The 21,459-nt window shown below is 73.7% G+C and carries 16 protein-coding genes and 1 tRNA gene; 7 read left to right on the forward strand and 10 right to left on the reverse strand.

Annotated features, from left to right (window positions below; all coding sequences use genetic code 11):
* Positions 1-107 precede the first annotated feature (107 nt).
* Positions 108-947 carry a spermidine synthase gene (locus tag Vau01_RS51820; RefSeq protein WP_204008813.1) on the forward strand — a complete coding sequence of 280 codons (840 nt, stop codon included), beginning with the start codon at positions 108-110 and terminating at the stop codon, positions 945-947.
* A 76-nt stretch (positions 948-1,023) separates the two neighbouring features.
* Here Vau01_RS51820 and Vau01_RS51825 read toward each other — a convergent pair whose 3' ends face one another.
* A complete protein-coding gene (locus Vau01_RS51825) occupies positions 1,024-1,716 on the reverse strand; it encodes a YcnI family copper-binding membrane protein (RefSeq protein WP_204008815.1) in 693 nt (230 codons plus the stop codon).
* A 161-nt stretch (positions 1,717-1,877) separates the two neighbouring features.
* Here Vau01_RS51825 and Vau01_RS51830 point away from each other — a divergent pair, with 161 nt between their 5' ends.
* Entirely contained in the window at positions 1,878-3,650 is a 1,773-nt protein-coding gene (locus Vau01_RS51830; protein WP_204008817.1) for a trypsin-like serine protease, read from the forward strand.
* Here the strand turns inward: Vau01_RS51830 and Vau01_RS51835 are convergent.
* Positions 3,647-4,624 carry a cation diffusion facilitator family transporter gene (locus Vau01_RS51835; protein WP_204008818.1) on the reverse strand — a complete coding sequence of 326 codons (978 nt, stop codon included), beginning with the start codon at positions 4,622-4,624 and terminating at the stop codon, positions 3,647-3,649. The genes Vau01_RS51830 and Vau01_RS51835 overlap by 4 nt on opposite strands.
* A 101-nt stretch (positions 4,625-4,725) precedes the next feature.
* On the opposite strand from Vau01_RS51835, the gene Vau01_RS51840 reads away from it, so the two are divergent.
* Both Vau01_RS51840 and Vau01_RS51845 read left to right on the forward strand, forming a co-directional pair.
* On the forward strand, positions 4,726-7,221 hold the full coding sequence (locus Vau01_RS51840) for a sensor histidine kinase (RefSeq protein ID WP_204008820.1): 2,496 nt from the start codon (positions 4,726-4,728) through the stop codon (positions 7,219-7,221).
* Positions 7,218-7,889, forward strand: a complete 672-nt coding sequence (locus Vau01_RS51845; protein WP_204008822.1) for a response regulator — start codon at positions 7,218-7,220, stop codon at positions 7,887-7,889. Before Vau01_RS51840 ends, Vau01_RS51845 begins: the two co-directional genes overlap by 4 nt.
* On the opposite strand, the gene Vau01_RS51850 is transcribed toward Vau01_RS51845, so the two are convergent.
* The 7 genes from Vau01_RS51850 to Vau01_RS51880 are packed head-to-tail and all read right to left on the reverse strand — an operon-like array spanning position 7,877 to position 17,017.
* Positions 7,877-8,596, reverse strand: a complete 720-nt coding sequence (locus Vau01_RS51850; protein WP_204008824.1) for a helical backbone metal receptor — start codon at positions 8,594-8,596, stop codon at positions 7,877-7,879. The two genes, Vau01_RS51845 and Vau01_RS51850, sit on opposite strands and share 13 nt — an antisense overlap.
* 9 nt (positions 8,597-8,605) lie before the next feature.
* Positions 8,606-9,031, reverse strand: a complete 426-nt coding sequence (locus tag Vau01_RS51855) for a nitroreductase family deazaflavin-dependent oxidoreductase (RefSeq protein ID WP_204008825.1) — start codon at positions 9,029-9,031, stop codon at positions 8,606-8,608.
* 10 nt (positions 9,032-9,041) lie between these two features.
* Positions 9,042-9,884 carry an ABC transporter ATP-binding protein gene (locus tag Vau01_RS51860; RefSeq protein WP_204008826.1) on the reverse strand — a complete coding sequence of 281 codons (843 nt, stop codon included), beginning with the start codon at positions 9,882-9,884 and terminating at the stop codon, positions 9,042-9,044.
* On the reverse strand, positions 9,881-12,868 hold the full coding sequence (locus Vau01_RS51865) for an FtsX-like permease family protein (RefSeq protein WP_204008827.1): 2,988 nt from the start codon (positions 12,866-12,868) through the stop codon (positions 9,881-9,883). Before Vau01_RS51865 ends, Vau01_RS51860 begins: the two co-directional genes overlap by 4 nt.
* A complete protein-coding gene (locus tag Vau01_RS51870; protein ID WP_204008828.1) occupies positions 12,865-15,963 on the reverse strand; it encodes an FtsX-like permease family protein in 3,099 nt (1,032 codons plus the stop codon). The genes Vau01_RS51865 and Vau01_RS51870 overlap by 4 nt, the downstream gene beginning before the upstream one ends.
* On the reverse strand, positions 15,960-16,727 hold the full coding sequence (locus tag Vau01_RS51875; RefSeq protein ID WP_204008829.1) for an ABC transporter ATP-binding protein: 768 nt from the start codon (positions 16,725-16,727) through the stop codon (positions 15,960-15,962). The genes Vau01_RS51870 and Vau01_RS51875 overlap by 4 nt, the downstream gene beginning before the upstream one ends.
* 2 nt (positions 16,728-16,729) lie before the next feature.
* Positions 16,730-17,017, reverse strand: coding sequence for an antibiotic biosynthesis monooxygenase family protein (locus tag Vau01_RS51880; RefSeq protein ID WP_204008830.1), 288 nt, complete (start codon positions 17,015-17,017; stop codon positions 16,730-16,732).
* Positions 17,018-17,145: 128 nt separating this feature from the next.
* Between Vau01_RS51880 and Vau01_RS51885 the strand changes: the two genes are divergently transcribed.
* The 3 genes from Vau01_RS51885 to Vau01_RS51895 all read left to right on the forward strand — a co-directional run bounded on the left by Vau01_RS51885 (position 17,146) and on the right by Vau01_RS51895 (position 18,163).
* Entirely contained in the window at positions 17,146-17,775 is a 630-nt protein-coding gene (locus Vau01_RS51885) for an SMI1/KNR4 family protein (protein ID WP_204008831.1), read from the forward strand.
* 14 nt (positions 17,776-17,789) lie between these two features.
* On the forward strand, positions 17,790-18,029 hold the full coding sequence (locus tag Vau01_RS51890; RefSeq protein ID WP_204008833.1) for a glutaredoxin family protein: 240 nt from the start codon (positions 17,790-17,792) through the stop codon (positions 18,027-18,029).
* Between the two features lie 59 nt (positions 18,030-18,088).
* A tRNA-Lys gene (locus Vau01_RS51895) sits at positions 18,089-18,163 on the forward strand.
* Between the two features lie 36 nt (positions 18,164-18,199).
* On the opposite strand, the gene Vau01_RS64090 is transcribed toward Vau01_RS51895, so the two are convergent.
* Positions 18,200-21,433, reverse strand: coding sequence for an ATP-binding protein (locus tag Vau01_RS64090; RefSeq protein WP_275424043.1), 3,234 nt, complete (start codon positions 21,431-21,433; stop codon positions 18,200-18,202).
* Positions 21,434-21,459 lie beyond the last annotated feature (26 nt).

Raw genomic sequence — 21,459 nt, forward strand, 5'->3', positions numbered from 1 at the left:
CACTCCCCTATTGTTCTACGACACTAGGACAATGGAGCAAGATTGCGGCCGCTGCGGCCGGGATGTCAACCCCGAGATCTCTCAGGGTTCTCGCATACTGTTGGCCCATGGCCAGGCGTAGCCGCAATATCACCGAACCGGTCGACTCCGGCGAGGCGACGCTCGCGCCCGACCCCGACCGGACCACCTGCTGGACACTGTCGGTCGACGGGCTGCCACAGTCCTATGTGGACACCGAGGACCCGAGGAATCTGCGCTACCGCTACATGCGTCGCCTCGCCGACGTGGTCGACGCGGCCGCGCCAGCCGGCCGGCCCGTCGACATCCTGCATCTCGGCGGCGGCGCCCTCACCCTCCCGCGGTACGTCGCCGCCACCCGGCCGGGCTCCCCGCAGCGTGTCGTGGAGAAGGACGCCGCGCTCACCGACCTGGTGCGGCGGGTCCTGCCGCTACCGCGCGGCGCGAACGTCCGCGTCCGCGCGGCCGACGCCCGCACGGCGGTCGAGGCCACCGCCGACGCCCGCTTCGACCTGGTGATCGCAGACGTCTACAGCGCCGCCCGGGTACCCGCGAGCCTCGGCACCGTGGAGGCCGCCGCCCAGATCGCCCGCGTCCTGCGTCCACCGGGTTGGTACGCCGTCAACCTGGCCGACGGCCACGACCTCGCCTACACCCGCAGCCAGATCGCGACGCTGCGGAAGGTGTTTCCGGAAACGTGTCTGATCGCCGAGCCCGGCGTACTCAAGGGCCGCTACTTCGCCAACCTGGTGGCGGTCGCCGGCCCGGCGCTCCCGCTCGCGGCCCTGGCGAAGGAGGCCGGCCGGGACCAGTTCCCGGCCAGCCTGCTGAGCGGCGCCGACCTGGACCGCTTCGTGGCCGGCGCCCGCCCGGTGACCGACGCCGACGCCCGCGAGTCACCCAAACCCCCGTCGACGCTGTTCACCTGAGCTGCGCGCGATCTTGGACTCCGTGCGGTGCCAGAGGCCCGTCAGGAGTCCAAGATCCGCTGAATCGGGGGGCGGGCTACGCGGCTGGGCGGCGGCGGTACGCCAGCAGGGCGACCACCAGTGCCGCCACACCGGCGATCAGTCCGGCGATGCCGAACGTCAGGCCGAGGCCGGAGTCATCGTCGTCGGCTGGGGTCTGTGCGGCCACGTTTACCGGGGTGGGGGCGGCGGCCGCGGCCTTGGTGAGCTTGAGGATCGGCGCCGGCTTGTCGGCCTCGGCGCCCTCGTCGATCCAGCGGACCACATCGCCGTCGGAGTAGGTCTGTAGGGCCTTGAAGACGATCTGGTCGACCTCGGGCAGCGGCCCGGCCGACACCTCGAACTCCTGGAACGTGCCGGGCGCGACGGCGCTGCCCTCGGCCGCCGTCCAGGTGATCTTGGAGACGACCTCGGTGACCTCGCTGTCGTGCATCTTCAACGGGGTGGCCAGTTTGGTCTTCTCGACCGTCACCGTCCAGCCCGGCACCGGGCGCGTCGACACCGACGCGATGGGCGTCTTGTCGGTGGGGATCACGACCTCGAGTTTGGTGGTCGAGGCGTTGTCCTTCTCGTTCGGCACCCGGAACGCGAGCTTGGCGTAGCCGCCCTGCGTCGCCTCCTTCGGGTTCACGGTGACGTGCGCCGACGCCGTGCCGACGCCGGCCACCACGGTCGACAGCGCGCCGATGGTGACGGCGAGCAGAACCCGCACCCCGGTCCGTGTACGCATCACATCTCCTCGATTGCTGTGGAGCCCGTCCCGGTGACAAGTCGCTCCGTGGGGCCGGTGAGTTCCCGGCAATCTTGTAAACCGGTCGGGCCCTGCCGCCGATATGGGGATGACGTCTCGACGTCGGGTAGCGGAAGGGATCGATCCCAGTGACGACAGGCATGCGGGGGGCCAGAGTGCTGGCCGCGTTGATCGTGATGGGTGGGGCGGCCCTCGGGCCGGGTTCGGCGGCCGGAGCCGAAGAGAACGGGCCCGACCGGACGGTCGGAAAGAAGGAAGCGCAGACCAAGGACAGGAGACCGCCGCGAACGGAGCCGATCGGCAAGACGTCGTACCCGCTCGGCCCGAGCGGCCCGGCATTCCAGGAGCCCGTCGCCGGCGGCTCGATCACCGGCGGTGCGCCGGCGAGCGCCGTCGACCACCCGTACATCGTGGGCATCCGCAGCATCTTCTGGGAGGACAACGGCAACGGCGGGCTCGACGGGTGGCAGTCCACCTGCACCGGCACGATCCTCAGCAGCACCAAGATTCTCACCGCCGGCCACTGCACCGTCGACCTGCCGCTCGGCACGACGTACGTGATCGCCGGTCGCAACAACCTCGCGGACACCAACGGCGGGTTCGTCGCGGCGGTGGCGTCGACGTGGGTGCACCCGTCGTACGGGTCGAGCAGCAACGTGCCGCGCAACGACGTCGCGGTGCTCACGCTGAAGAAGCCGCTGCCGTCCCAGTACACGCCGATCCCGATGGTCGCGCAGGGCAGCACGTCCGGTGAGGTCGACGGGACCTCGGCCCAGATCGTCGGCTACGGCATCACCGCCAGCGGCCAGAGCGACTCCGGGATCCTGCGGGCGGCGACGACGCCGATCAGGTCCGACTCCACCTGTTCGACCGGGCTGGGCGCCGGGTTCGACGCCGCCACGATGCTGTGCGCCGGTAGCCCGGGGTCCGGGATCGACACGTGCGGCGGCGACTCCGGCGGTCCGATCGTCGCCACCGTCGCCGGCGTGAAGAAGCAGGTGGGCGTGACGAGTTGGGGACCGACCACGTGCGGCGCCTCGTACGGCGCGTACGCGCAGCTCAGCCTGTTCAACTCGCTGATCACCGCCGACCTGACCCGGCCCGACCCGAACAACCTCGACTGGACGGGTGACGGGCACAGCGACCTGATCGCGCGCACCCCGGGCGGCCAGCTGCTGCTCTACTACGGCACCGGCCTGGTCAACCTGCCGTCGATGCAGGCGTTCGGCGGGCTGGTGACGTCGATCGGCACCGGGTGGGGCAGTTTCGCGAAGCTGTTCCGGGTCAGGAACTGGAACGGGGACGGCACCGAGTCGATCTTCGGGATGCTGGGCGACGGCAACCTGGTGCAGTACCGGAGCGACGGCGAGGGCAACTTCACCACCGGCTCGGCCGAACGCATCGGGTGGGGGTGGAACGTGTTCCGGGACATCATGGTCACCTCGAACTGGACCAACAACGGGCGACCCAACCTGCTCGGCCGCACCGCGGGCGGCGACCTGTACCTGTACACCAGCGACGGCAGTGGCGGCTGGATGAACGGCGGTATCGGCATCAAGATCGGCACCGGCTGGAACATGTTCGACACCGTCGTCACGCCGGGCACCTGGCTCGGCGACGGCTTGCAGGCGTTGATCGGGCGCACCCCGAACGGCCAGCTACGGCTGTACCAGAGCAACGGCGCGGGCGGCTGGGTCAACGGCTACGGCGTGCTGATCGGCACCGGCTGGAACGTCTTCACGAGGTTCATGTCGCCCGGCGACCTCAACGGCGACAACCAGGTCGACATGATCGGCGTGAACCCGGCCGGCGGCATGTACCTCTACCCGAGCGACGGCCACGGCAACTGGCTGAACAACGGTCTCGGCATCATGATCGGCTCCGGCTGGAACAGCCTCAACGCCGTCTTCTAACCGACCCTTGGCCGGCGCGCATGCGAGAGCTCGACGTGATGGTGCGCGCCGGCGTGGCCGACCGGGTCGGTGTGGACGGTGACCGCGACGAGGCGCGGCACGGCGTGGGTCAACTGGTGCTCCGCGTCGGCCGCGACCTCGTGGGCGGCCACCACGGTGAGGTCGGCGTCGACCACCACGTCGGCCTCGGCGTGCAACCGGTGGCCGATCCACCGCATGCGCACGGCGGTGACGTCGCGCACGCCCGGGATGTCGCGCAGCGTCCGCTCGGCCCGGTCGACGAGGTCCGGGTCCACCGCGTCCATCAACCGCCGGTAGACCTCGCGGGCGGCCGACCGCAGCACCACGACGATCGCCGCCGTGATCGCGAGCCCGACGACCGGGTCGGCCCAGCGCCACCCGGCCCACGCACCAAGAGCCGCGGCCACGACCGCGAGCGAGGTGAAGCCGTCGGTGCGGGCGTGCAGGCCGTCGGCGACCAGCGCCGCCGACCCGATCCGCCGGCCGACCCGGATGCGGTAGCGGGCCACCACCTCGTTGCCGACGAACCCGAGCACCCCGGCGACGGCCACGGCCGGCAGGTGGTCGAGGTCGACCGGGTCCACCAGGCGGCGGAGCGCGATCCACCCGGCGGCGACGGCCGACGCCGCGATCACCAGGACGACGGCGATCCCGGCCAGGTCCTCGGCCCGCCCGAACCCGTAGGTGTACGAGCGGGTCGCGGCCCGCCGGCCGACGACGAACGCGATGCCCAACGGCACCGCCGTCAACGCGTCGGCGACGTTGTGCAGCGTGTCGCCGAGCAGCGCCACCGAACCGGACATCGCGACCACGCCGGCCTGCAGAAGAGCCGTGACGCCGAGCACGGCCAGCGAGATCCACAATGCCCGCAGGCCGGCGGCCGAGGTGTCGACGTCCCGATGGGAGTGGGAGTGCGGGGTCACCGCGTGCCTGATCCGATGCCATGCGCCCATGGCCGCAGGATAGGACAGAAAGGTACAAAGCCTCTATCTCGCATCTGCGACGGTGCCGCAGGAGCGACGGATGAGCGAAGCTTGCGTGCGGGAGGATCACGGTGGCACGCGGACAGTTACGGATCTACCTCGGCGCGGCGCCCGGGGTGGGCAAGACGTACACGATGCTCGAAGAGGCGCACCGCCGGGCGGAACGCGGAACCGACATCGTGGTCGGGTACGTCGAGACGCACGGCCGCCGGCACACCGCCGCGATGCTCGACGGGCTGGAGATCGTCCCCCGCCGGACGCTGGAGTACCGCGGCAGCGGGTTCGAGGAACTCGACCTCGACGCGGTGCTGGCCCGCCGTCCCCGGGTCGCGGTGGTCGACGAACTGGCACACACGAACATCCCCGGCAGCCGCAATGCCAAGCGCTGGGAGGACGTGCGCGACCTGCTCGACGCCGGCATCGACGTCCTGTCGACGGTGAACGTCCAGCACCTGGAGTCGTTGAACGACGTCGTCCGGGAGATCACCGGCACCACCCAGCGGGAGACCGTGCCCGACGAGGTGGTGCGCGCCGCGGAACAGGTCGAACTGGTCGACATGACCCCCGAAGCGCTACGCAGGCGGATGGCGCACGGCAACGTCTACGCGCCGGAGAAGATCGACGCCGCGCTGGGCAACTACTTCCGGTCGGGCAACCTCACCGCGCTGCGCGAACTCGCACTGCTGTGGCTGGCCGACAAGGTCGACGACCAACTCGACGACTACCGGGCCGAGCACCGGATCGACGAGCCCTGGGAGACGCGGGAACGGGTCGTGGTCGCGCTGACCGGTGGCCCGGAGGGTGCCACGCTGATCCGGCGGGCCGCCCGCATCGCCGCGCGCACCAGGGGCGCCGACCTGATGGCCGTCCACGTTGCCCGCAGCGACGGCCTCGCCGGCGCCGACCCCGCGCACCTGGCGCGCCAGCGGGTTCTCGCCGAGAGCCTCGGCGGCACCTACCACGAGGTGATCGGCGCCGACGTGCCGGAGGCGCTGCTGGCGTTCGCCCGCGGCACCAACGCCACCCAGATCGTGCTCGGGGCGAGCCGGCGCGGTCGCCTCGCGCAGTTGCTGTCGCCGGGCGTCGGCGTCACCACGACCGCCCGGTCCGGCGCGATCGACGTCCATCTGGTCGCGCACGAACGGGCCGCGGCCGGGCGGCGCGGGGCCCGGGTTCCGGCGGCGTTGTCGCGCCGCCGCCGGGCTTTGGGGTGGACGCTCGCAGCGCTGGGACTTCCGGTCCTGACGCTGATCCTGCACGTGGTGCCCGACCTGTCGCTCACCAACGACATCCTGATCTTCCTGGTGGCCGTGGTCGGGGTGGCGCTGGCCGGCGGCATGTTCCCGGCGCTGGTGGCGGCCGTGTTCGGGTCGCTGCTGCTGAACTGGTTCTTCACCCCGCCCACCCACACGTTCACGATCGCCGAGGTCGACAACCTGCTGGCGCTGGGCGTGTTCCTCCTGGTCGCGGCCGCGGTGTCGGCGGTGGTGGACCTCGCCGCCCGGCGCACCAGGCAGGCGGCGCAGGCCAGCGCCGACGCACAGACCCTGGCGACGGTCGCGGGAAGCGTGCTGCGCGGTGCGCGTCCCCTCGAAGCCCTGTTGGAACGGATGCGCGAGACGTTCGCGCTCGCCTCGGTGACGCTGCTCGAACGGGTGCCCGGCGCGTCGTGGCGGGTGGTCGCCTCGGTCGGCGATCCCCCGTGCGGCACGCCCGGCGAGTCCGACGCCGAGGTGGCCGCCGACGAGACCCTGACGATCGCGCTGCGCGGGCGGCGCCTGGCGGCCGGTGACCGGCGCGTGGTCGAGGCGTTCGCGGCGCAGGCGGCGTTGGCGCTGCGGCAGGAGCGGCTCGCCGACGAGGCGGCGACGGCCCGGCCGCTGGCGGCGGCCGACCGGATGCGCACCGCGCTGCTCGCCGCGGTCAGCCACGACCTGCGCACCCCGCTCGCGTCGGCCAAGGCCGCGGTCACCAGCCTGCGCAGCCCCGACGTGGCGTTCGACGAGACCGACCGGGCCGAACTGCTGGCGACCGCCGACGAGTCGCTCGACCGGTTGGCCGGCCTGGTGGCGAACCTGCTGGACATGAGCCGGTTGCAGGCCGGCGCGCTCGGCATGACGCCGGTGGTTTTGGGGCTCGAGGAGGTGGTGCCGCGGGCGCTCGACGAACTCGGCGAGCGGGCGCGCAGCGTCACCGTGCACATTCCCACCGATCTGGCCGCCGTTCGCGCGGATCCCGGGCTGCTCGAACGCGTTCTGGTGAACGTGATCGGGAACGCGTTGCGCTTCAGCCCGCCGTCGGCGCCACCGGTCATCACGGGGTCGGCGCTCGGCTCCACAGTGGAGCTTCGCGTGATCGACCACGGCCCGGGTGTGGCCGAGGAGCTGTGGGACGGGATGTTCCAACCGTTCCAGCGGCTCGGCGACCGCGACAACGAGTCCGGCGTCGGGCTCGGGCTCGCGCTGTCGCGCGGCCTGGCCGAGGCGATGGGCGGCGGCCTCCGGCCCGAGGCGACCCCGGGCGGCGGCCTGACGATGGTGCTCACCCTCCCCGGAGCCTTGGCGTGACGCGCGTTCTGGTGGTCGACGACGAGCCGCAGATCCTGCGGGCGTTACGCATCAACCTGCGGGTGCGCTCGTACGAGGTCGAGGTGGCGGCCGACGGCGCGGCGGCCCTGCGCGTCGCCGCGTCGTTCCACCCCGACCTCGTGGTGCTCGACCTCGGCCTCCCCGACATGGACGGCGTCGAGGTGATCCGCGGCCTGCGCGGCTGGACCACGGTGCCGATCATCGTGCTGTCCGGCCGGGCCGACAGTTCCGACAAGGTCGGCGCGCTGGACGCCGGCGCCGACGACTACGTCACCAAGCCGTTCGGCATCGACGAACTGCTGGCCCGCATCCGCGCGGTGACCAGGCGGGTCGCCGGGGCGGCCGCCGACACGCCGACCGTGCGCATCGGCCGGTTCACGGTCGACCTCGCGGCGCACTCGGTCGACGGCGGCGCCGTGCGCCTCACCCCGACCGAGTGGCAGTTGCTGGAACTGTTGCTGCGCAACCCCGGCAAGCTGATCAGCCAGCGCCAGTTGCTGCACGAGGTGTGGGGCCCGCAGTACTCCACCGAGACGAACTACCTGCGCCAGTACATGGCGCGGCTGCGGGCCAAGCTCGAAGCCGACCCCGCGCACCCGCGGCACCTGCTCACCGAGCCCGGGATGGGCTACCGCTACGCCCCGTGAAGGGCCCGTTCGAGACGCGTCCGCGCGTCGGCGAGAGACGGGCCGTACCAGGTCAGGTCGCGGCCCGACACCAGCACGCAGCGCAGGCCCGCGAACGCCTCGGGCCCGTCGCTCGCGGTGAACAGGTACGGCTCGTCGGGCAGGACGACGAGATCGGGCGCCAGCGCTCGTAGCTCCTCAAGGCCCGGGCGCGGGTAACGGTCGTCGGGGTCATCGAAAAGATTGTGGACGCCGAGGCGGCGCAGCACGTCCGACGTGAACGTGTCGCCGCCGGCCACGATCCACGGCCGCCGCCACACGGGAACGATCGCCGTGCGGGTCTCGGCGGGTGCCGGCGCGGCCCAGGCGGCGCGCGCCTGCCGGAGCCAGTCCGGTTCCCCGGCCGCGCCCAGGGCCCGCAGCATCGTGCCCAACTCGTCGAGCGCCGTCGCGACGGTGCGCGGGTAGGTGACGTGCACCGTCACACCGGCCGCTTCGAGTTCCTCGGCGTCGACGCGCCGGTTCTCCTCCATGTTCATGACGACGACGTCGGGCCGCAGGGCGAGCACCTCGTCGACGCGCGGGTACTTGCTGCCGCCCACCCGCGGCACGTCGAGGCCGGGCGGATGGGTGCAGTAGTCGGTCGCACCCACCAGCGCGCCGGGCAACGTGACCGCGATCGCCTCGGTCAACGACGGCACCAGCGAAACCACCCGGCGGTCAGCCATGCCGACCCGTTACACGCGATCGAGGACGATCAGGGGGATCTCGCGGCCCTTTTCGCGGGCCGTCACCACGTACTTGTCGTAGGTGGGGAAGCCCTTGGCCGCGATCTTCCACAGCCGGTCGCGCTCTTCGCCGTCGGTCGTGCGGGCGCGGGCCCGGAAGATCTCGCTGCGCACCTGCACCTCGACGTCGGGATCGGCGACGAGGTTCAGGTACCAGGCGGGATGGGTGCCCGAGCCGCCGTTCGACGCCACCAGGATGTAGCGACCGGCGTCCTCGGCGTACATCAGTGCCGTGCGGCGCAGCTGTCCGGTGCGGCGGCCGCGCGTGGTGAGCAGCAGGCTGGGCACGCCCATGTACGTGCCGTCGGACGCCTCGTACCGCTTGATGTGCTTGGCCACCCACGCGGTGGGGCTGTCAGAGACCTCGTCCGTCATGCCCAGAACCCTATTCGCGCGGCTGCGTGCCACCAACGACGAAGGTCACCGCGCCGTCCTCCCGTTCGACCGTGAACAGGGTTCCGGGCGGGAACGCGCCGAGCACGTCGGGCGGCAGTTGCACCGTCCCGTCGCCGGCCACCACCGCGAAATCCTGGCCGTCGCGGCCTTCCGCGCCCACGCGTCCGTCCCGGATCGTCACCGCCCGGCCGAGCCGGGCGCCGACCGCCGCGTCGTGGGTGACCACCACGATCGTGGTCCCCCGTTCGGAGTTCACGGTCTCCAGCGCCGTCAGCACCTCGTCGCGGCCGGTGCTGTCCAGCTGGCTCGTCGGCTCGTCGACCAGCAGCAGCCCCGGCCCGGCGGCGATGCCCACCGCCAGCGCCGCGCGTTGCCGGGCACCCGGAGCCAGGTCGTCGATCCGGGCGCGGCCCTGTCCGGGCAGGCCGACCAGGTCGAGGATGCGGTCGGGATGGTCGAGTTCGATGCCGGCCGTGCGCGCCGCCCGCCGCTGCGCCAGCCAGATGTTGCGGTGCAGCGTCGTGTACGAGAGCAGGTTGCGGGCGGCGCCCTGCAGCACCACGCCGATCAGCGTGCCGCGCAACCGCGCCAGTTCGGCCTCGGTGAGCTTGCCGAGATCGTAGGTTCCGACGTTCACCCGCCCGGCCGAGGCGCGCATCAGCCCGGAGAGCAGCGCCACCAGCGTCGACTTCCCGGAGCCGGACGGCCCCACCAGGGCCAGCATCTCGCCCGGCCCGATGGACAGGTCGACGCCGGCCAGCGCCACCACGTCACCGGCCTCGGCCCGGTAGATGTGCACGACCCGCCGGCACGCCACAGCCAACCCGTTCATCGGAATCCTCTCCGGCCGCCCGCCGCCGCGAACGCGGCGACCACCAGCACCGCCGCGCTCACCAGCGCGGGCAACAACAAGGCCAGCGGACGCGGCCAGAACAGCGCGCCGTCCGGAGCCCGGTCGGCGAACAGCGGCACGAACGGCCCGACCGCGATCCACGCCACCAGCGCGGCGGCGATCCCGGCCACCACCGCGACCGCCACCACCCACAGGTAACCGCGGCGCGCGTACACGGCGGCATCGCGCCGGCGCAACCCCTGCGCGCGCAGCGCCCGCAGCTCGATCGACCGGTCGGCCCGGTCGATCGCGGCGACCAGCAGCACCGCGCCGATCGCCAGCAGCAGCGCCAGCGCGCCGGTGGCGACGTGGAACCGCAACGCCAACGCCGGACCCTGCTGGCCGAGCGCCGTCACCAGCCCGTCGAGGCTGCGTTCCGTGCCCGGCACGAGCCCGGCCGCGCGCAGCCGCTCGACCGCGTCGGCCGGCGCCGCCGGGCCCAGCCACACCTCGGCGTTGGTCGCCACCCCGACGCTGCGCGCCAACCGGTTCAGGTACTCGAGATCGACGAGCCGGCCGGCGGAGCCGAGCCGGGGCAGCAGGTCGACGCGACCGACCTCGATCGCCGGCTCGCGCCGCTGGTCGACGCCGACCACGTCGGTCAGCTTCGGGCCGGCGGCCACCATCGGCACCGGGTAGGGCGCGTCGGGCGGGCGCAGCCGGGCGTCGAGCGTCCCGGTGGTTCCGGCGGTGACGTCGACGGTCAGGCCGTCGGCCGCCCGCGCGATCGTGAGCCGGTCGGCCGGCCGCGACTGCCGGCTCGCCACCCAGCCGCCGAGCTGTTCGCCCGTGACGAGCTCGCGGTCGGGGCCGCCCTGCGTGATCCCGTGCACCACCAGCCGCGCCGTGAAGTCGACCTGGCCCGGCTGCCGGATCTCGATCGACGCCAGGCGGCAGCCGGACTCGCAGCCGGTCACCTCGCCGGTGTAGGTCGCCCGGCCCGGCTGCGCCTGGCCCAGCTCGACCCGCTTCTCGGTGCGACCGTCGGCCGGGGTCAGGTACGCGCGCAACGGCAGGGACGGCAGCGATCCGTTCAGAAACGTCACGGTGACGTCGATGCGCAGCGCCGTTCCGGAGACGACCAACGGTTCGGCGGCGGCGGGACGCAGCCGTCGGGCCACGTCGGCCGGCCGGATCGAGGTGCCGTCCGGCCACGCCGTCACCGCCGCCAACCGGCCACTGTCGACGGCCAGGACGCGCGGCGCCGTGGGGCCCTCGGGCGGGTCGATCGTCACCGCCGCCATCGCGAACCGCCCGTCGGGATCGGCCCGGCGGGTGGCGTCGAGCAGCGTCGCGGCCGGCACCGGCGCCACCGGCACCACCCGCGACGCGCCCAGTTCGGTACCGGCGCGGTCGGCCCGCCGGTCGGCGGCCACGCTCGCGGCGATCACGGCGAAACCGAGCAGCGCCACCGCGACCGTGACGAACGCGAGCAGCCGCTGGGTACCCGGCCGGCGCGCCATCCGCAGCGCCGCGAGGGCCGGGCCGAGCCGTCCCTTCCGCAGCGCCCGGCTGCCGGCGCGGCGGCTCATCGGCCCCAGCAGGTGCGCCACGGCCAGCGCCACGGCCAGCACCACCAGGGCCGGCCCGAGCAGCGACACGCCCGTCAACTCGCCGCCCGACACGCGCAACTGCGCCACCGCGACCGCCGCCAGCGCCGCGGCGACCAGCACCGCCGTCAACGAACCGGCGGTGCGGACCCGCGGCGGGACCCGCCGGACCAGCGGGCCCACCGACGAGCGGAACAGTTGCCGCTGCGCCCACGCGCCGGCGAGCAGGGCACCGGCCACCGCCACCGCCGCGTACCCGAGGTAGTCGGTGCCGACCGGAACCGGGACGCTCACCGGCAACGTCGCCCGGCCGAACGCGGACACGGCGACGTGGCCCAGCACGTACCCGATCGGCGCGCCGATCAGCACCGGCAGCATGGTCGGGCCCAACGCCAGCGCCCAGCGCTGCCCGAGCGGCAGGCCGCGCAGCGCGAACAGGCCGAACTCCGGCCGCCGCTGCTCGGTGGCGTAGGCGACGGTCAGGTAGACGATGAACCAGCACAGCAGGATCAGCGGCACGGCCGCGATCGGCACCACCCGGCCCACCAGTGCCCGGCTGTCGTCGATGCGGTCGAGCAGCACGGGCAGGTCGGTGTTGACGCTCGCGCGCAGCGCGTTCATCCGCTGCCGCAACTGGTCGAGGTCGAACCGCAGGGTCGCGATGCGCTCGACGCTGAACGTGTCGGGCCCGGCGACGAGGTCGGCCGTGTACGCGACCGCGTCGTGCGCCACCAGTTCGAGCGTGGGTTCGGCGACGAACGCCGGCTCGGGTGCGGCCCGGTCGGCGCCGCCGAAGTACCGGCGGCCGGCCCAGTACGGCTCGTCGGGGTCGCCGGGGTCGTAGACGCCGACCAGCGTCAGCTCGGTCCAGGAGTCGCCGGCCCGCCAGCCGTCGGGAACCAGGACCGCCGACGCGAACCGCACCTCGGAACCGACGCCCACACCGAGCCCCTCCGCGGTGCGCCGGCCCAGGATGACCTCGCGGGCACCGGACGCGCACCGCCCGGCCCGGATGATCACGTGCGCGCACACGTCGTCGCGGTACGAGAACCGGGGAATGGCCTGGCGGTTGCCGAACTGGGCGGCGGCGTTGAACTCGGCCGCGTACACGGTGGTGAAGCCGGGGACGGCGACCTGCGGCTCGATCCGCACGCTGAACTCGCGCGGCGCCCACCGGCCGGGGCCGCTCGAGATCTGCACGCTGCGTTCCAGCGGCATCGACGTGGCCACCTCGGCGCCGATGACGGCCCGCTCGGCGGTGCGCTGGTAGGCCGGTCCGGCCACCGCGCCGGCCGTGGCCAGCAGCGCGAGCAGCGTGACGATCAGCGCCTGCGCCCGGCGGGCGCTCAGCAACGCCAGGATGAGCGAGGTCACCGGTCACCCCCACGTGCGGAACTCCCGCGCACCATCGGCGCCGAGGCCAGCGCGACCGCGCCGGCGCTCACCACGACGAGACCGGTGGCCAGCAGCACGATCGCGAGCCAGCCCGGCCCGGTGGGGGTGAGCAGTTCCCAGCCGTCGTCGAAGATCCGCCGCTCGCCCGACAACCGCAACGCGGCGACCGCGGCCAGCACCCCGAGACCGGTGGCGACGGCGGCCACCAGCGCGTACCCGCCGACCACCGACCGGACCACGGTGCGCTGCGACATCCCCTGCATCCGCAACCGCACCAGTTCGGCGTTGCGGACCGGCCGGTCGACGGCGGCGACCAGCACCACCGACGCGGCGGCGAGCAGCAGGCCGGCCACCGCGACCACCAGGTTCAACCGGAACACCGCGGTGCCACCCTCGGCGGCGTACCGCCCGGTGGCCGCCGCGACCGTGTCGGTGCGGATGATCTGCAGGCCCTGCGCGCGCAGCCGGTCGCGGATCCCGGCCGGCGCGGCCTCGGACAACCACACCTCGCGCGCGCCGTCGACGCCCACCAGCAGCCGGTCGGCGTACTCGAGGTCGACGACGAGACCCGTCGGCCCGACCCGGGGCAGCACCGCCGGTGTACCGAGTTGCCGCAGCGGGATGCCGCCGCCACCGAGCAGCGGGGTCGGCTGGCCGCCGGCCCGGCGCGTCTCGGCCAGCGCGCCGCTGACCACCGCGGGCAGCGGAACGGGCGCGTCGGCCACCTCGACGGTCAACGCGTCGGGCACGCCCGGCGGTCCGGTGCCGCCGGGAAGCGTGACGCTGTCGGTCAGCGGGATCGGAACGACCTGGTCGATCCGCAGCGCCAGCCCGTCGCCCGAGTTGCTGACCAGCAGCCACGGCTTGCGGGAGGTCAGCGGCTGCCGCCAGCGGCCGAGGTCGGCGAACCCCGTCCCGTCGACCAGCGTCGCCGGCGGATCGGCCTGGCCGAGCCGGTGCAGGACCACCGGCTCGCTGCCCTCGCGGTCGCCGACCAGCACGAACCCGACCAGCCGGCAGCCGCCGTCGGCGCACCCGGGCGTGTCGGCGCGGACCGTGTGCCGGCCCGGCCCGACCGGCCCGAGGGCCGCCGTGATGCGCGTGCCCCGCTTGTCGACCAGGGCCGCCTCGACGGTCACCTGCGGCGGCGGGTCGGCCGCGGGCACGGTGAGGTCGAGTTCGACCGCGCCGCCCGCGGCGATCACCGGCTGACCGGCCGGCGGCCTGAGCCGTGCCGCCAGGTCGCGCGGATCGGCCCCAATGCCGGCCACAGCGCCCTTCCCGGACCCGCTGTGCGGCCACGCCGCGACGGCCGCCAGGCGCGGCGAGTCGACGGCGACCACCGGCGACGCGTCGGACGAGCCACTCGTCCGGCCGACCACCACCGCCATCGCGTTCCGGCCGCCGGGGTCGGCCGCGCGGACGGCGGTGATCAGGTGCGCCGCGCTCTCCGCGCCGACCGTCAGCACCGTGTGCGCACCGAGTTCGACGGCCGCGCGGTCGGCCCGCGCGGACGCCGCCGTGGCCCATCCGGTGGTCGCGGTCACGAGCAGGGCGGACGCGGTGACGAGCAGCGCCGCCAGCCGGCGTGCGCCGGGACGCCGGGCGAGGTCGAGGAGGGCGAGACCGGTCGACAGCCGGCCGGCGCCGAACGCCCGCCGGGCCACCCCGGCCGCCGTGGGAACCAGCAACCGGGTGCCGGTGAGCGCCACCACCAGCGCGACGAGCACCGGCACGAACAGGGCGAGCCCGGCCGCCGCGGGATCGTCGGCGGGGGCCGAGCGCACCTGGTAGACGGCGGCGACCGCGAGCGCGGCGACCAGCACCTCGGCGGCACCGGCCCGCCAGCCGCCCTGCCGGGCCGGTACCTGGCGCAGCAGGTCGACCACGGGCTCGCGGAGCATGCGGCGCTCGGCGACGAACGCGATCGCCAGCGAACCGATCACCGCCAGGAGAGCGGCGCCGGCCCCGCCGAGGAGCACCAGACCGTCGGGGACGACGAGCGCCGGGCGCGCCTGCGCGCGTCCAATAGCATTTTCGACCGGACCGCGGAGCGCGAGCGCCGCGATCGCGCCGACCACCGCCCCGGCCGCGATCGGCACCGCCGACCGGCCGACGGCCAGCGCGGTGACGCGGCCCGGCGGCACGCCGCGCAGCTTCAGCAGGCCGACGTCGGGACGCCAGCCGGCGCCCGCGTGGCGGACCGCTAGCCCGAGCGCGAACCAGCACAGGAGCAGGAGTTGCAGGCCGGCGACCGGCACACCGGCGGCGATCACCCGGCGGTTGGCGGTGACGCGGTCGGCGAGCGGGCCGATCGACGTGATGACGTCGAACCCGTCGCGGGCGATGAGCCGGTCGAGGTCCGCGGTGACCGCCCGCGCGTCGGCCACCGCCTCGACGTGCGTGAACAGCTCCGGGGTGACCATGCCCTCGACGGTGACGATGAGGTCGGACACCGCCAGCAGGCTGATCGTGCCGGCGGTGGCGAACACCGGCTCCGAGCGGATCAGCGTGCCGCCGACCCAGTACGGGTCGTCGGTGTCGCCGGCCTCGTAGCGGCCGCTGATCGTGAACCGGGCCGGTTGTCCGCGGTTGGGCGTGAAGGTGACCTGGGCGCCGACGTCAAGGCCGAGATCGCCGGCGACGCGGTTGCTGACCATGATCTCCCGGTCGGCCTTCGGGCAGGCGCCGGTGATCCGGAGGTGTTCGCAGACGCCGTCGCGGTAGGCGATGTCGCGCGCCAGGCTGACATCCTTGTCGGTGCGGACCGTGCCGGACGTGCGCACGCTCGCCACTGTCGTCAGGCCGGGCCGGTCGAGGGTGGCCCGCACCGGATCGGCGGTGGACCGGATCACGCCGGCGACGTCGGTGCCCGCGACGTCCTTCTTCTGCGCGATCACCAGGCGCAGGCGGGGCGACGCCGACTCGACCGCGGCGACCGTGCCCACCTCGGCGGCGCCGACCAGGTAGGCCGGCACGACCGCGGCGATGGCGGCGGCGAGGGCCGCCAGCACCGCCACCGCGACCGCCTGGGAGGGGTGTCGCCGGAGTGCGGCGAGGACGATGCGGATCATGTCCGGGCGCTGGTGCCGTTGTCACGGCCCGGCGCGGCCGCGCGGCCCTCCGCGGCGCGGCCCTCCGCGGCGCGGCCCTCCGCGGCGCGGCCGTCGCGCATCTCGGCGGCGCGGCCGTTGCGGAGCTCGGCGGCGCGGCCCTCGCTCAGGCGGATCTCGGTGTCGCACGCGGCCGCGGCCTCGGGGTCGTGGGTGGCCAGCACCACGGCGGCACCCCGATCGGCCTCGGCCCGGAGCAGTTCGAGCACCCGTTGCCGGTTCCCGGCGTCGAGTTCGCTGGTGACCTCGTCGGCGAGCAGAACCGTGCCGCCGAGCGCCAGCCCGCGCGCGATCGCCGTGCGCTGCTGCTGGCCGCCGGACAGCTCCTCGACCAGCTGATCGGCCTGACCGGAGAGGCCGAGCTTGTCGAGCGCGATCGCGGTGTCGCGGCGGGCCTCGGCCGGTATGCGTCCCCGGGCGATCAGCACCACCTGCAGGTTCTCCTGCGCGGTGAGGATCGGTGCCAGCCCGTTGTCCTGCGGGATGAGCACGATGCCCGCCGCCACCGCCTGGTCGCGGCCGGCGAGCGGCGCGCCGTCGACCGTGACGCTGCCGCTGCGCGGCGCGAGCAGGCCGGCGAGCGCCGACAACAGCGTGGTCTTGCCGGCTCCCGACGGTCCGGTGACCGCGAGCAGCCGCCCGGGCTGGATTTCAAACGACACCTCGGCGAGCACCGGATCGGCCCGCCCGTAGCCGAGTGTCGCCCCCGTGAGCGAAAGTTCCATGGCTATATGTCTGAGTAGTGCTCGACCAGCGGGGTGCTCGCGAAATAGGGCCCGATCAGCCGACGCCACTCGGGAAAGCTCGGCGACTGCCGGAAGTTGACCTCGTGCGCCTCCACCGAGTCCCACTCAACGAGAAGGATGAAGCGCGTGGGCGTCTCGATGCCCCGGGTCATCCGGACCGACCGGCAGCCGGGCGTGTCGGCGAGCAGTTGCCGGGCGGTCTTGTAGGCGGACGCGAACTCCTCTTCCTGCCCGGCGGTGATATCGAACTGAGCGACCTCAAGGACCATGGCGGACAGCGTTCCACACGGCGCGGAAGGCCCGTAAGGCCGAGACTGATTCGTTAAGGCTCCTTTCGGCTCAGAGCGAATCGTGCGTTTTACGCCATGAAGGGCGTTTAGCGACGACAATCGGGGGCGTGGCGCCGGTGGAGGAGTCGTGGAAGCGGATCGTGGACTGGCTGGGTGGCTCCGCCCCGGCAACGGCTGCCGGGCTGTCGGCGTCCTCTTCCTTTGATCTCGACGAGGTCGAGCGCGCGATCGGCCGGCCGCTGCCGCCGGACCTCGCCGAGTGGTGGCGGATCGCCGGCGACGCGAGCGGCGCCGAGCGGCTGATCCCGATGGAACACACGCCGCTGTCCGTCGCCGACGCGCTGGAGGCCCGCCGGTACCGGCTCGATCTGCACCTGCGGCGCGGAGAGTCCATTGTGGACGGCGAGGGCGGCGATCCCAGCCGCGGCTTCCAGAGCGCGTTCCTCCCCATCGCCGCCGACGGGCACGGCCGCTTCCTGTTCGTCGACCTGCGCGGCGGCCCGCTCCACGGGTGCGTGGGCGAATGGGACGACGCCGGCAGCTTCGTCGACGTGGTCTCCTGGCCCTCGGTGGCCGAGATGCTCAGCGACGTCGCCGATGCCCTTGTCTACGGTGTGCCGGCCCTGACGTTCCACGCCGCCGGGCGGCTGCGCCATTTCGCCGGCCACCCCGAGGTGCCGGTCTTCACCTGCCGGGCCACGGTGACCCCGGCCGGCCAGCTGACCTGGGCCACCTGACGTACCGTCTAAGCATGGCTGGCGAGATCGTGGTCTACACCCGGCCGGGCTGCCCCTTCTGCTTCATGCTCCGGCGCGGGCTGCGCAAGCGGAAGATCCGGTTCACCGAGGTGAACATCTGGGAAGACCCGGCCGCGGCGGCGGCGGTCCGCGCCGTCGCCGACGGCAACGAAACGGTGCCGACCGTGCACGTCGCCGGGCAGTGGCTGGTCAACCCGAAAGCAGCCAAAGTGGCCGAGTTGGCGGCGGCCTGAGCGGCAGAATGTAAACCCGTTACAAGGGGACGCGGTTCGCCCGGTACCCTGACAGGCTCGGGCTGCTAGCTCAATGGCAGAGCTGTGGACTTTTAATCCATAGGTTCGGGGTTCGAGTCCCCGGCGGCCCACCAGTCCGCGGGTGCACTGTGCTCGCGGAAGGCATGGATCTAGAGCGTCCAGCGCACCGGTGAACCCGGCTGGTACACGCACGTCGCGCCCGTCGAGACCGACTGCCGGAGATGGGCCGCCAGTTCGGGGTGCTGGTCGTCGAGTTTGCGGAGGGTGTCGCGGATTCGGGCGGTCACCGTCTTCCTCGCGCGTTCGGCTTCGTCGCCCAGGCGGCGGGTTCTTCCGGCCAGGCCGGCGGCGGCCCGTAGTTCGGTGAGGAGGGCGTCGCGTTCGTGGTCGAGTTTGGCGGCGCGGGCGGCGTCGCCGCGGAGGGTGGCGCGGTCGATCTCGTCGTCGAGTTGGGTCAGGCGGGACTTGTAGCGGGCCTTGGCCTCGTCGTCGAGGATCGGGTCGCCGCCCATCGATCTTGCGGCCCGCACCGCGTCGCCGCCGGCGGGGTTCAGGAGGTCGACCGCCGCCACCGCGACGCCGGGGCGGGAGACCAGGGCGTGGAGGTCGTGCAGGCCCTTGGCGTCGGGGAAGTGGACGGTGCGGCCGGCGTAGCCGAGGTTCCACACCGCACCGTCGGCGCGGAAATGAGCGACAGCACCGGGCGGCTCCACCGAAACAGAAGCCGGCGCCGACACGGCGATATGACGCAGACCGATCTCGGCCGCCTCGGCCGTGGCCGCGGCGTACATCTCCGCTGCCGCCGCCGCGTCGCCCGGGCCGCCGCGCGCCCGCAGCGCCGCCGCGTACCGCACCCGGACCTCGACGACCCACGGACGCGCCCCCAGCCGCTCGGCCGACTCCAGCGCCGCCGCGAACCGCTCGAACGCCGGCTCCCACCGTTCCAGCGCGGCCTCGACCACCGCGAGCCACAGGTCGACCGGCCCGCTGATGTCGCAGCCGTACATCGACACCAGCCACTGGCCGGAGTACGGCAGCAACTCCTCGTGCGCCCGCTCGCACCGGGCGACGTCGCCGTTGGCCGCCGCCGCCTGCGCCGCGACCCGCAGGATCAGCGGACGGAAGTCGAGCGTGTGCTGGAGGTTGTCGGTACCGGTGTCGGACGGCGCGTCGCCCCGCTGGAGGGCCACCACCGCCGCGAGCAGGTTCGGCGCCGGGTGTTCGCTGCCGGCGAGCGCCACCAGCAGGTCGGCGGTCTCGACGAACCGGCCCTGCGTCGTCAGCAGCGCCCAGCGCAGGTGCAGCGCCATGAACTGGAAGTACGGGTGGCGGTGTGAGTACGCCTCGTCGGCCTGGTTGAGGCACTTCTCGGCCTCGTCGAACCGGCCGAGCATCGTGAGGATGATGCTCTGGTCGATCAGCGCGCCGAACGCGGCGGTGGGCATGCCGATCCGCTCGGCCATCGCCGAGTGCGCGTGGAAGCGGTCGAGGTAGCGCGGGTCGCCCAGTTCGAGCAGCGCCACCCACTGGAACGAGGTGGCCAGGTGCTCCATCACCGGGTCGCCGGTGCGCCGGGCGAGCGCGATGAGTTCGTCGGTGAGCCGGCACCGCTCGGGCGCGGTGCCAAGGCCCCAGATCGTGTTGTGCCGGGCCCACAGGCCGAAGCGCAGCGCGTCGTCGTCGGTGCCGGCGCGGGCCAGCGCGACGAACCGGTCGGTGATCTCGTCGGCCAGCTTCGCCACCGCGGCCTGGCCGGGTGCGAAGGACAGCAGCGAGCCGTTGGGCAGGACCCCGGCGACGCCGGGCGCCGAGGCGGCGACCGCGGCACCGGCCGCGGCACCGGCCGCGGCACCGGCCGCGGCGAGCTCGGCCTCCTCGGCCGCCGGCACCGGGCCCACCAACCGCCGGTAGGCCTCGGCCACCAGCGCCGCGATCATCGCGCGACCGCCGGACGGCGCGCGTTCGGGCTCGCTGCGGCACAACGTGAGGGCGACCCGGGTGACCAGCAGGTCGTCGTCGAGGTCGCGGGCGACGGCGGCCGCGTCGTAGTACCGGCGCCAGGCCTCCTCGGTGTCGCCGTACATCATGAGCGCGGCGCCGAGGTCGAGGTTGACGGTGACCAGGCGACGCGGAAGGCTCTCGGCCCGCTCGATCGCGCGGCGCAGGTGGGTGATCTCCTCCTCGATCGCGATGCGGTTGCCCGCGTCCTGCGCGGCGGCGAGCAGGAGGGCGACCGCGCGATCGGCGTCGAGGTCGGCACCGGCGAGGTAGGCGTGCCGGGCCAGGTCGGCGGGGAAGATCCGGCCGGCGATCCCGGGCGTGCGGTCGACGGCCCGCACGACCTCCGCGTGGCGTCGGCGGGCGTCGGCGGCGGCCAGGTCGTCGTACAGGGTTTCGCGGACGAGGTCGTGCACGAACGCGAAACCACCGGACCCGAGGACGACGACGAGCCGCGCGGTGACCGCCTGTTCCAGCAGCCGGTCGACGTCGGCCGGGCCCGCCGTTGCCGACAGCACCTCCCGGTGGAACTCGCGGCCCAGCACCGCCGCGCCGGTGAGCACCTCGACCACCGGCGGCGGCAGCATCGACAGCCGCCGGTGCAGGGCATCGCGGACGCCCGGGCTCAATGCCGTCGCCGAGCCGCCGCTGTGCCACAACCGGGCCGACTGCTCGACGAAGAACGGGTTGCCGCCGGTGCGCCGGTGCACCTCCGCGACCAGATCGGGCTCGGGCTCGCGGCCGGCCGTGCGCCGGATCAGCGCGCCGACCTCGGCCTCCGCCAGCCCGGAGAGGCTCACCGTGGTGGCGCGGCCGAGCAGCGGAAGGAGCAGCGGACGCAACGGGTGGTCGGGCGACTCGACCTCGACGTCGCGGTACGTGCCGATGACCAGGAGCCGCTCGAACCACGAGTGCTGGGCGGCGAACTCGAGCAGGCGCACCGACGCCGGATCAGCCCAGTGCAGATCGTCGAGCACCACCACGACCGGCCGGCCGTGCGACGCCGAGACGAGCGCCGTGGTGACCGCGTCGTACAACTCGAACGTGTCGGTGGACTGGCCCACCCCCTCGCCGAGCAGCACCCGCAACCCGTCGCCGGCCGCATCGGCGACCGCGGCCCACTCGTCGGCGGGTACCGCCCGGCGCAGCCCGCGCACGACCTGCATCCACGGCCAGTAGCCGGGCGCGCTGTCGGACTGCCAGCACGAGCCGTTGAGGACCAGCGCGCCCTCGCCGCGCGCGGCGTCGACCGCGCCGGTGACGAGCGTGGTCTTGCCGATGCCGGCCTCGCCGGTGACGAACACCAGCCCGCCGTGGCTCTGCGTGACCCGCGTGATCTCCGCGCGCAGGACCGAGACCGGGTGCTCACGACCGATCAGATCCACCGGAGCACCGTACGTCACCCCTGTGA

Origin of the sequence: Virgisporangium aurantiacum (assembly GCF_016863635.1) — a bacterium.
GTDB lineage: Bacteria > Actinomycetota > Actinomycetes > Mycobacteriales > Micromonosporaceae > Virgisporangium > Virgisporangium aurantiacum.

Excerpts from the sequence above, each read along its gene's own strand:
- Vau01_RS51835 (WP_204008818.1), bottom strand. The coding sequence starts at position 4,624 with ATGGGCGCATGGCATCGGATCAGGCACGCGGTGACCCCGCACTCCCAC.
- Vau01_RS51875 (WP_204008829.1), bottom strand. The coding sequence starts at position 16,727 with ATGGAACTTTCGCTCACGGGGGCGACACTCGGCTACGGGCGGGCCGAT.
- Vau01_RS51870 (WP_204008828.1), bottom strand. The coding sequence starts at position 15,963 with ATGATCCGCATCGTCCTCGCCGCACTCCGGCGACACCCCTCCCAGGCG.
- Vau01_RS51830 (WP_204008817.1), top strand. The coding sequence starts at position 1,878 with ATGCGGGGGGCCAGAGTGCTGGCCGCGTTGATCGTGATGGGTGGGGCG.
- Vau01_RS51890 (WP_204008833.1), top strand. The coding sequence starts at position 17,790 with ATGGCTGGCGAGATCGTGGTCTACACCCGGCCGGGCTGCCCCTTCTGC.
- Vau01_RS51860 (WP_204008826.1), bottom strand. The coding sequence starts at position 9,884 with ATGAACGGGTTGGCTGTGGCGTGCCGGCGGGTCGTGCACATCTACCGG.
- Vau01_RS51855 (WP_204008825.1), bottom strand. The coding sequence starts at position 9,031 with ATGACGGACGAGGTCTCTGACAGCCCCACCGCGTGGGTGGCCAAGCAC.
- Vau01_RS51880 (WP_204008830.1), bottom strand. The coding sequence starts at position 17,017 with ATGGTCCTTGAGGTCGCTCAGTTCGATATCACCGCCGGGCAGGAAGAG.
- Vau01_RS51850 (WP_204008824.1), bottom strand. The coding sequence starts at position 8,596 with ATGGCTGACCGCCGGGTGGTTTCGCTGGTGCCGTCGTTGACCGAGGCG.
- Vau01_RS51825 (WP_204008815.1), bottom strand. The coding sequence starts at position 1,716 with ATGCGTACACGGACCGGGGTGCGGGTTCTGCTCGCCGTCACCATCGGC.
- Vau01_RS51820 (WP_204008813.1), top strand. The coding sequence starts at position 108 with ATGGCCAGGCGTAGCCGCAATATCACCGAACCGGTCGACTCCGGCGAG.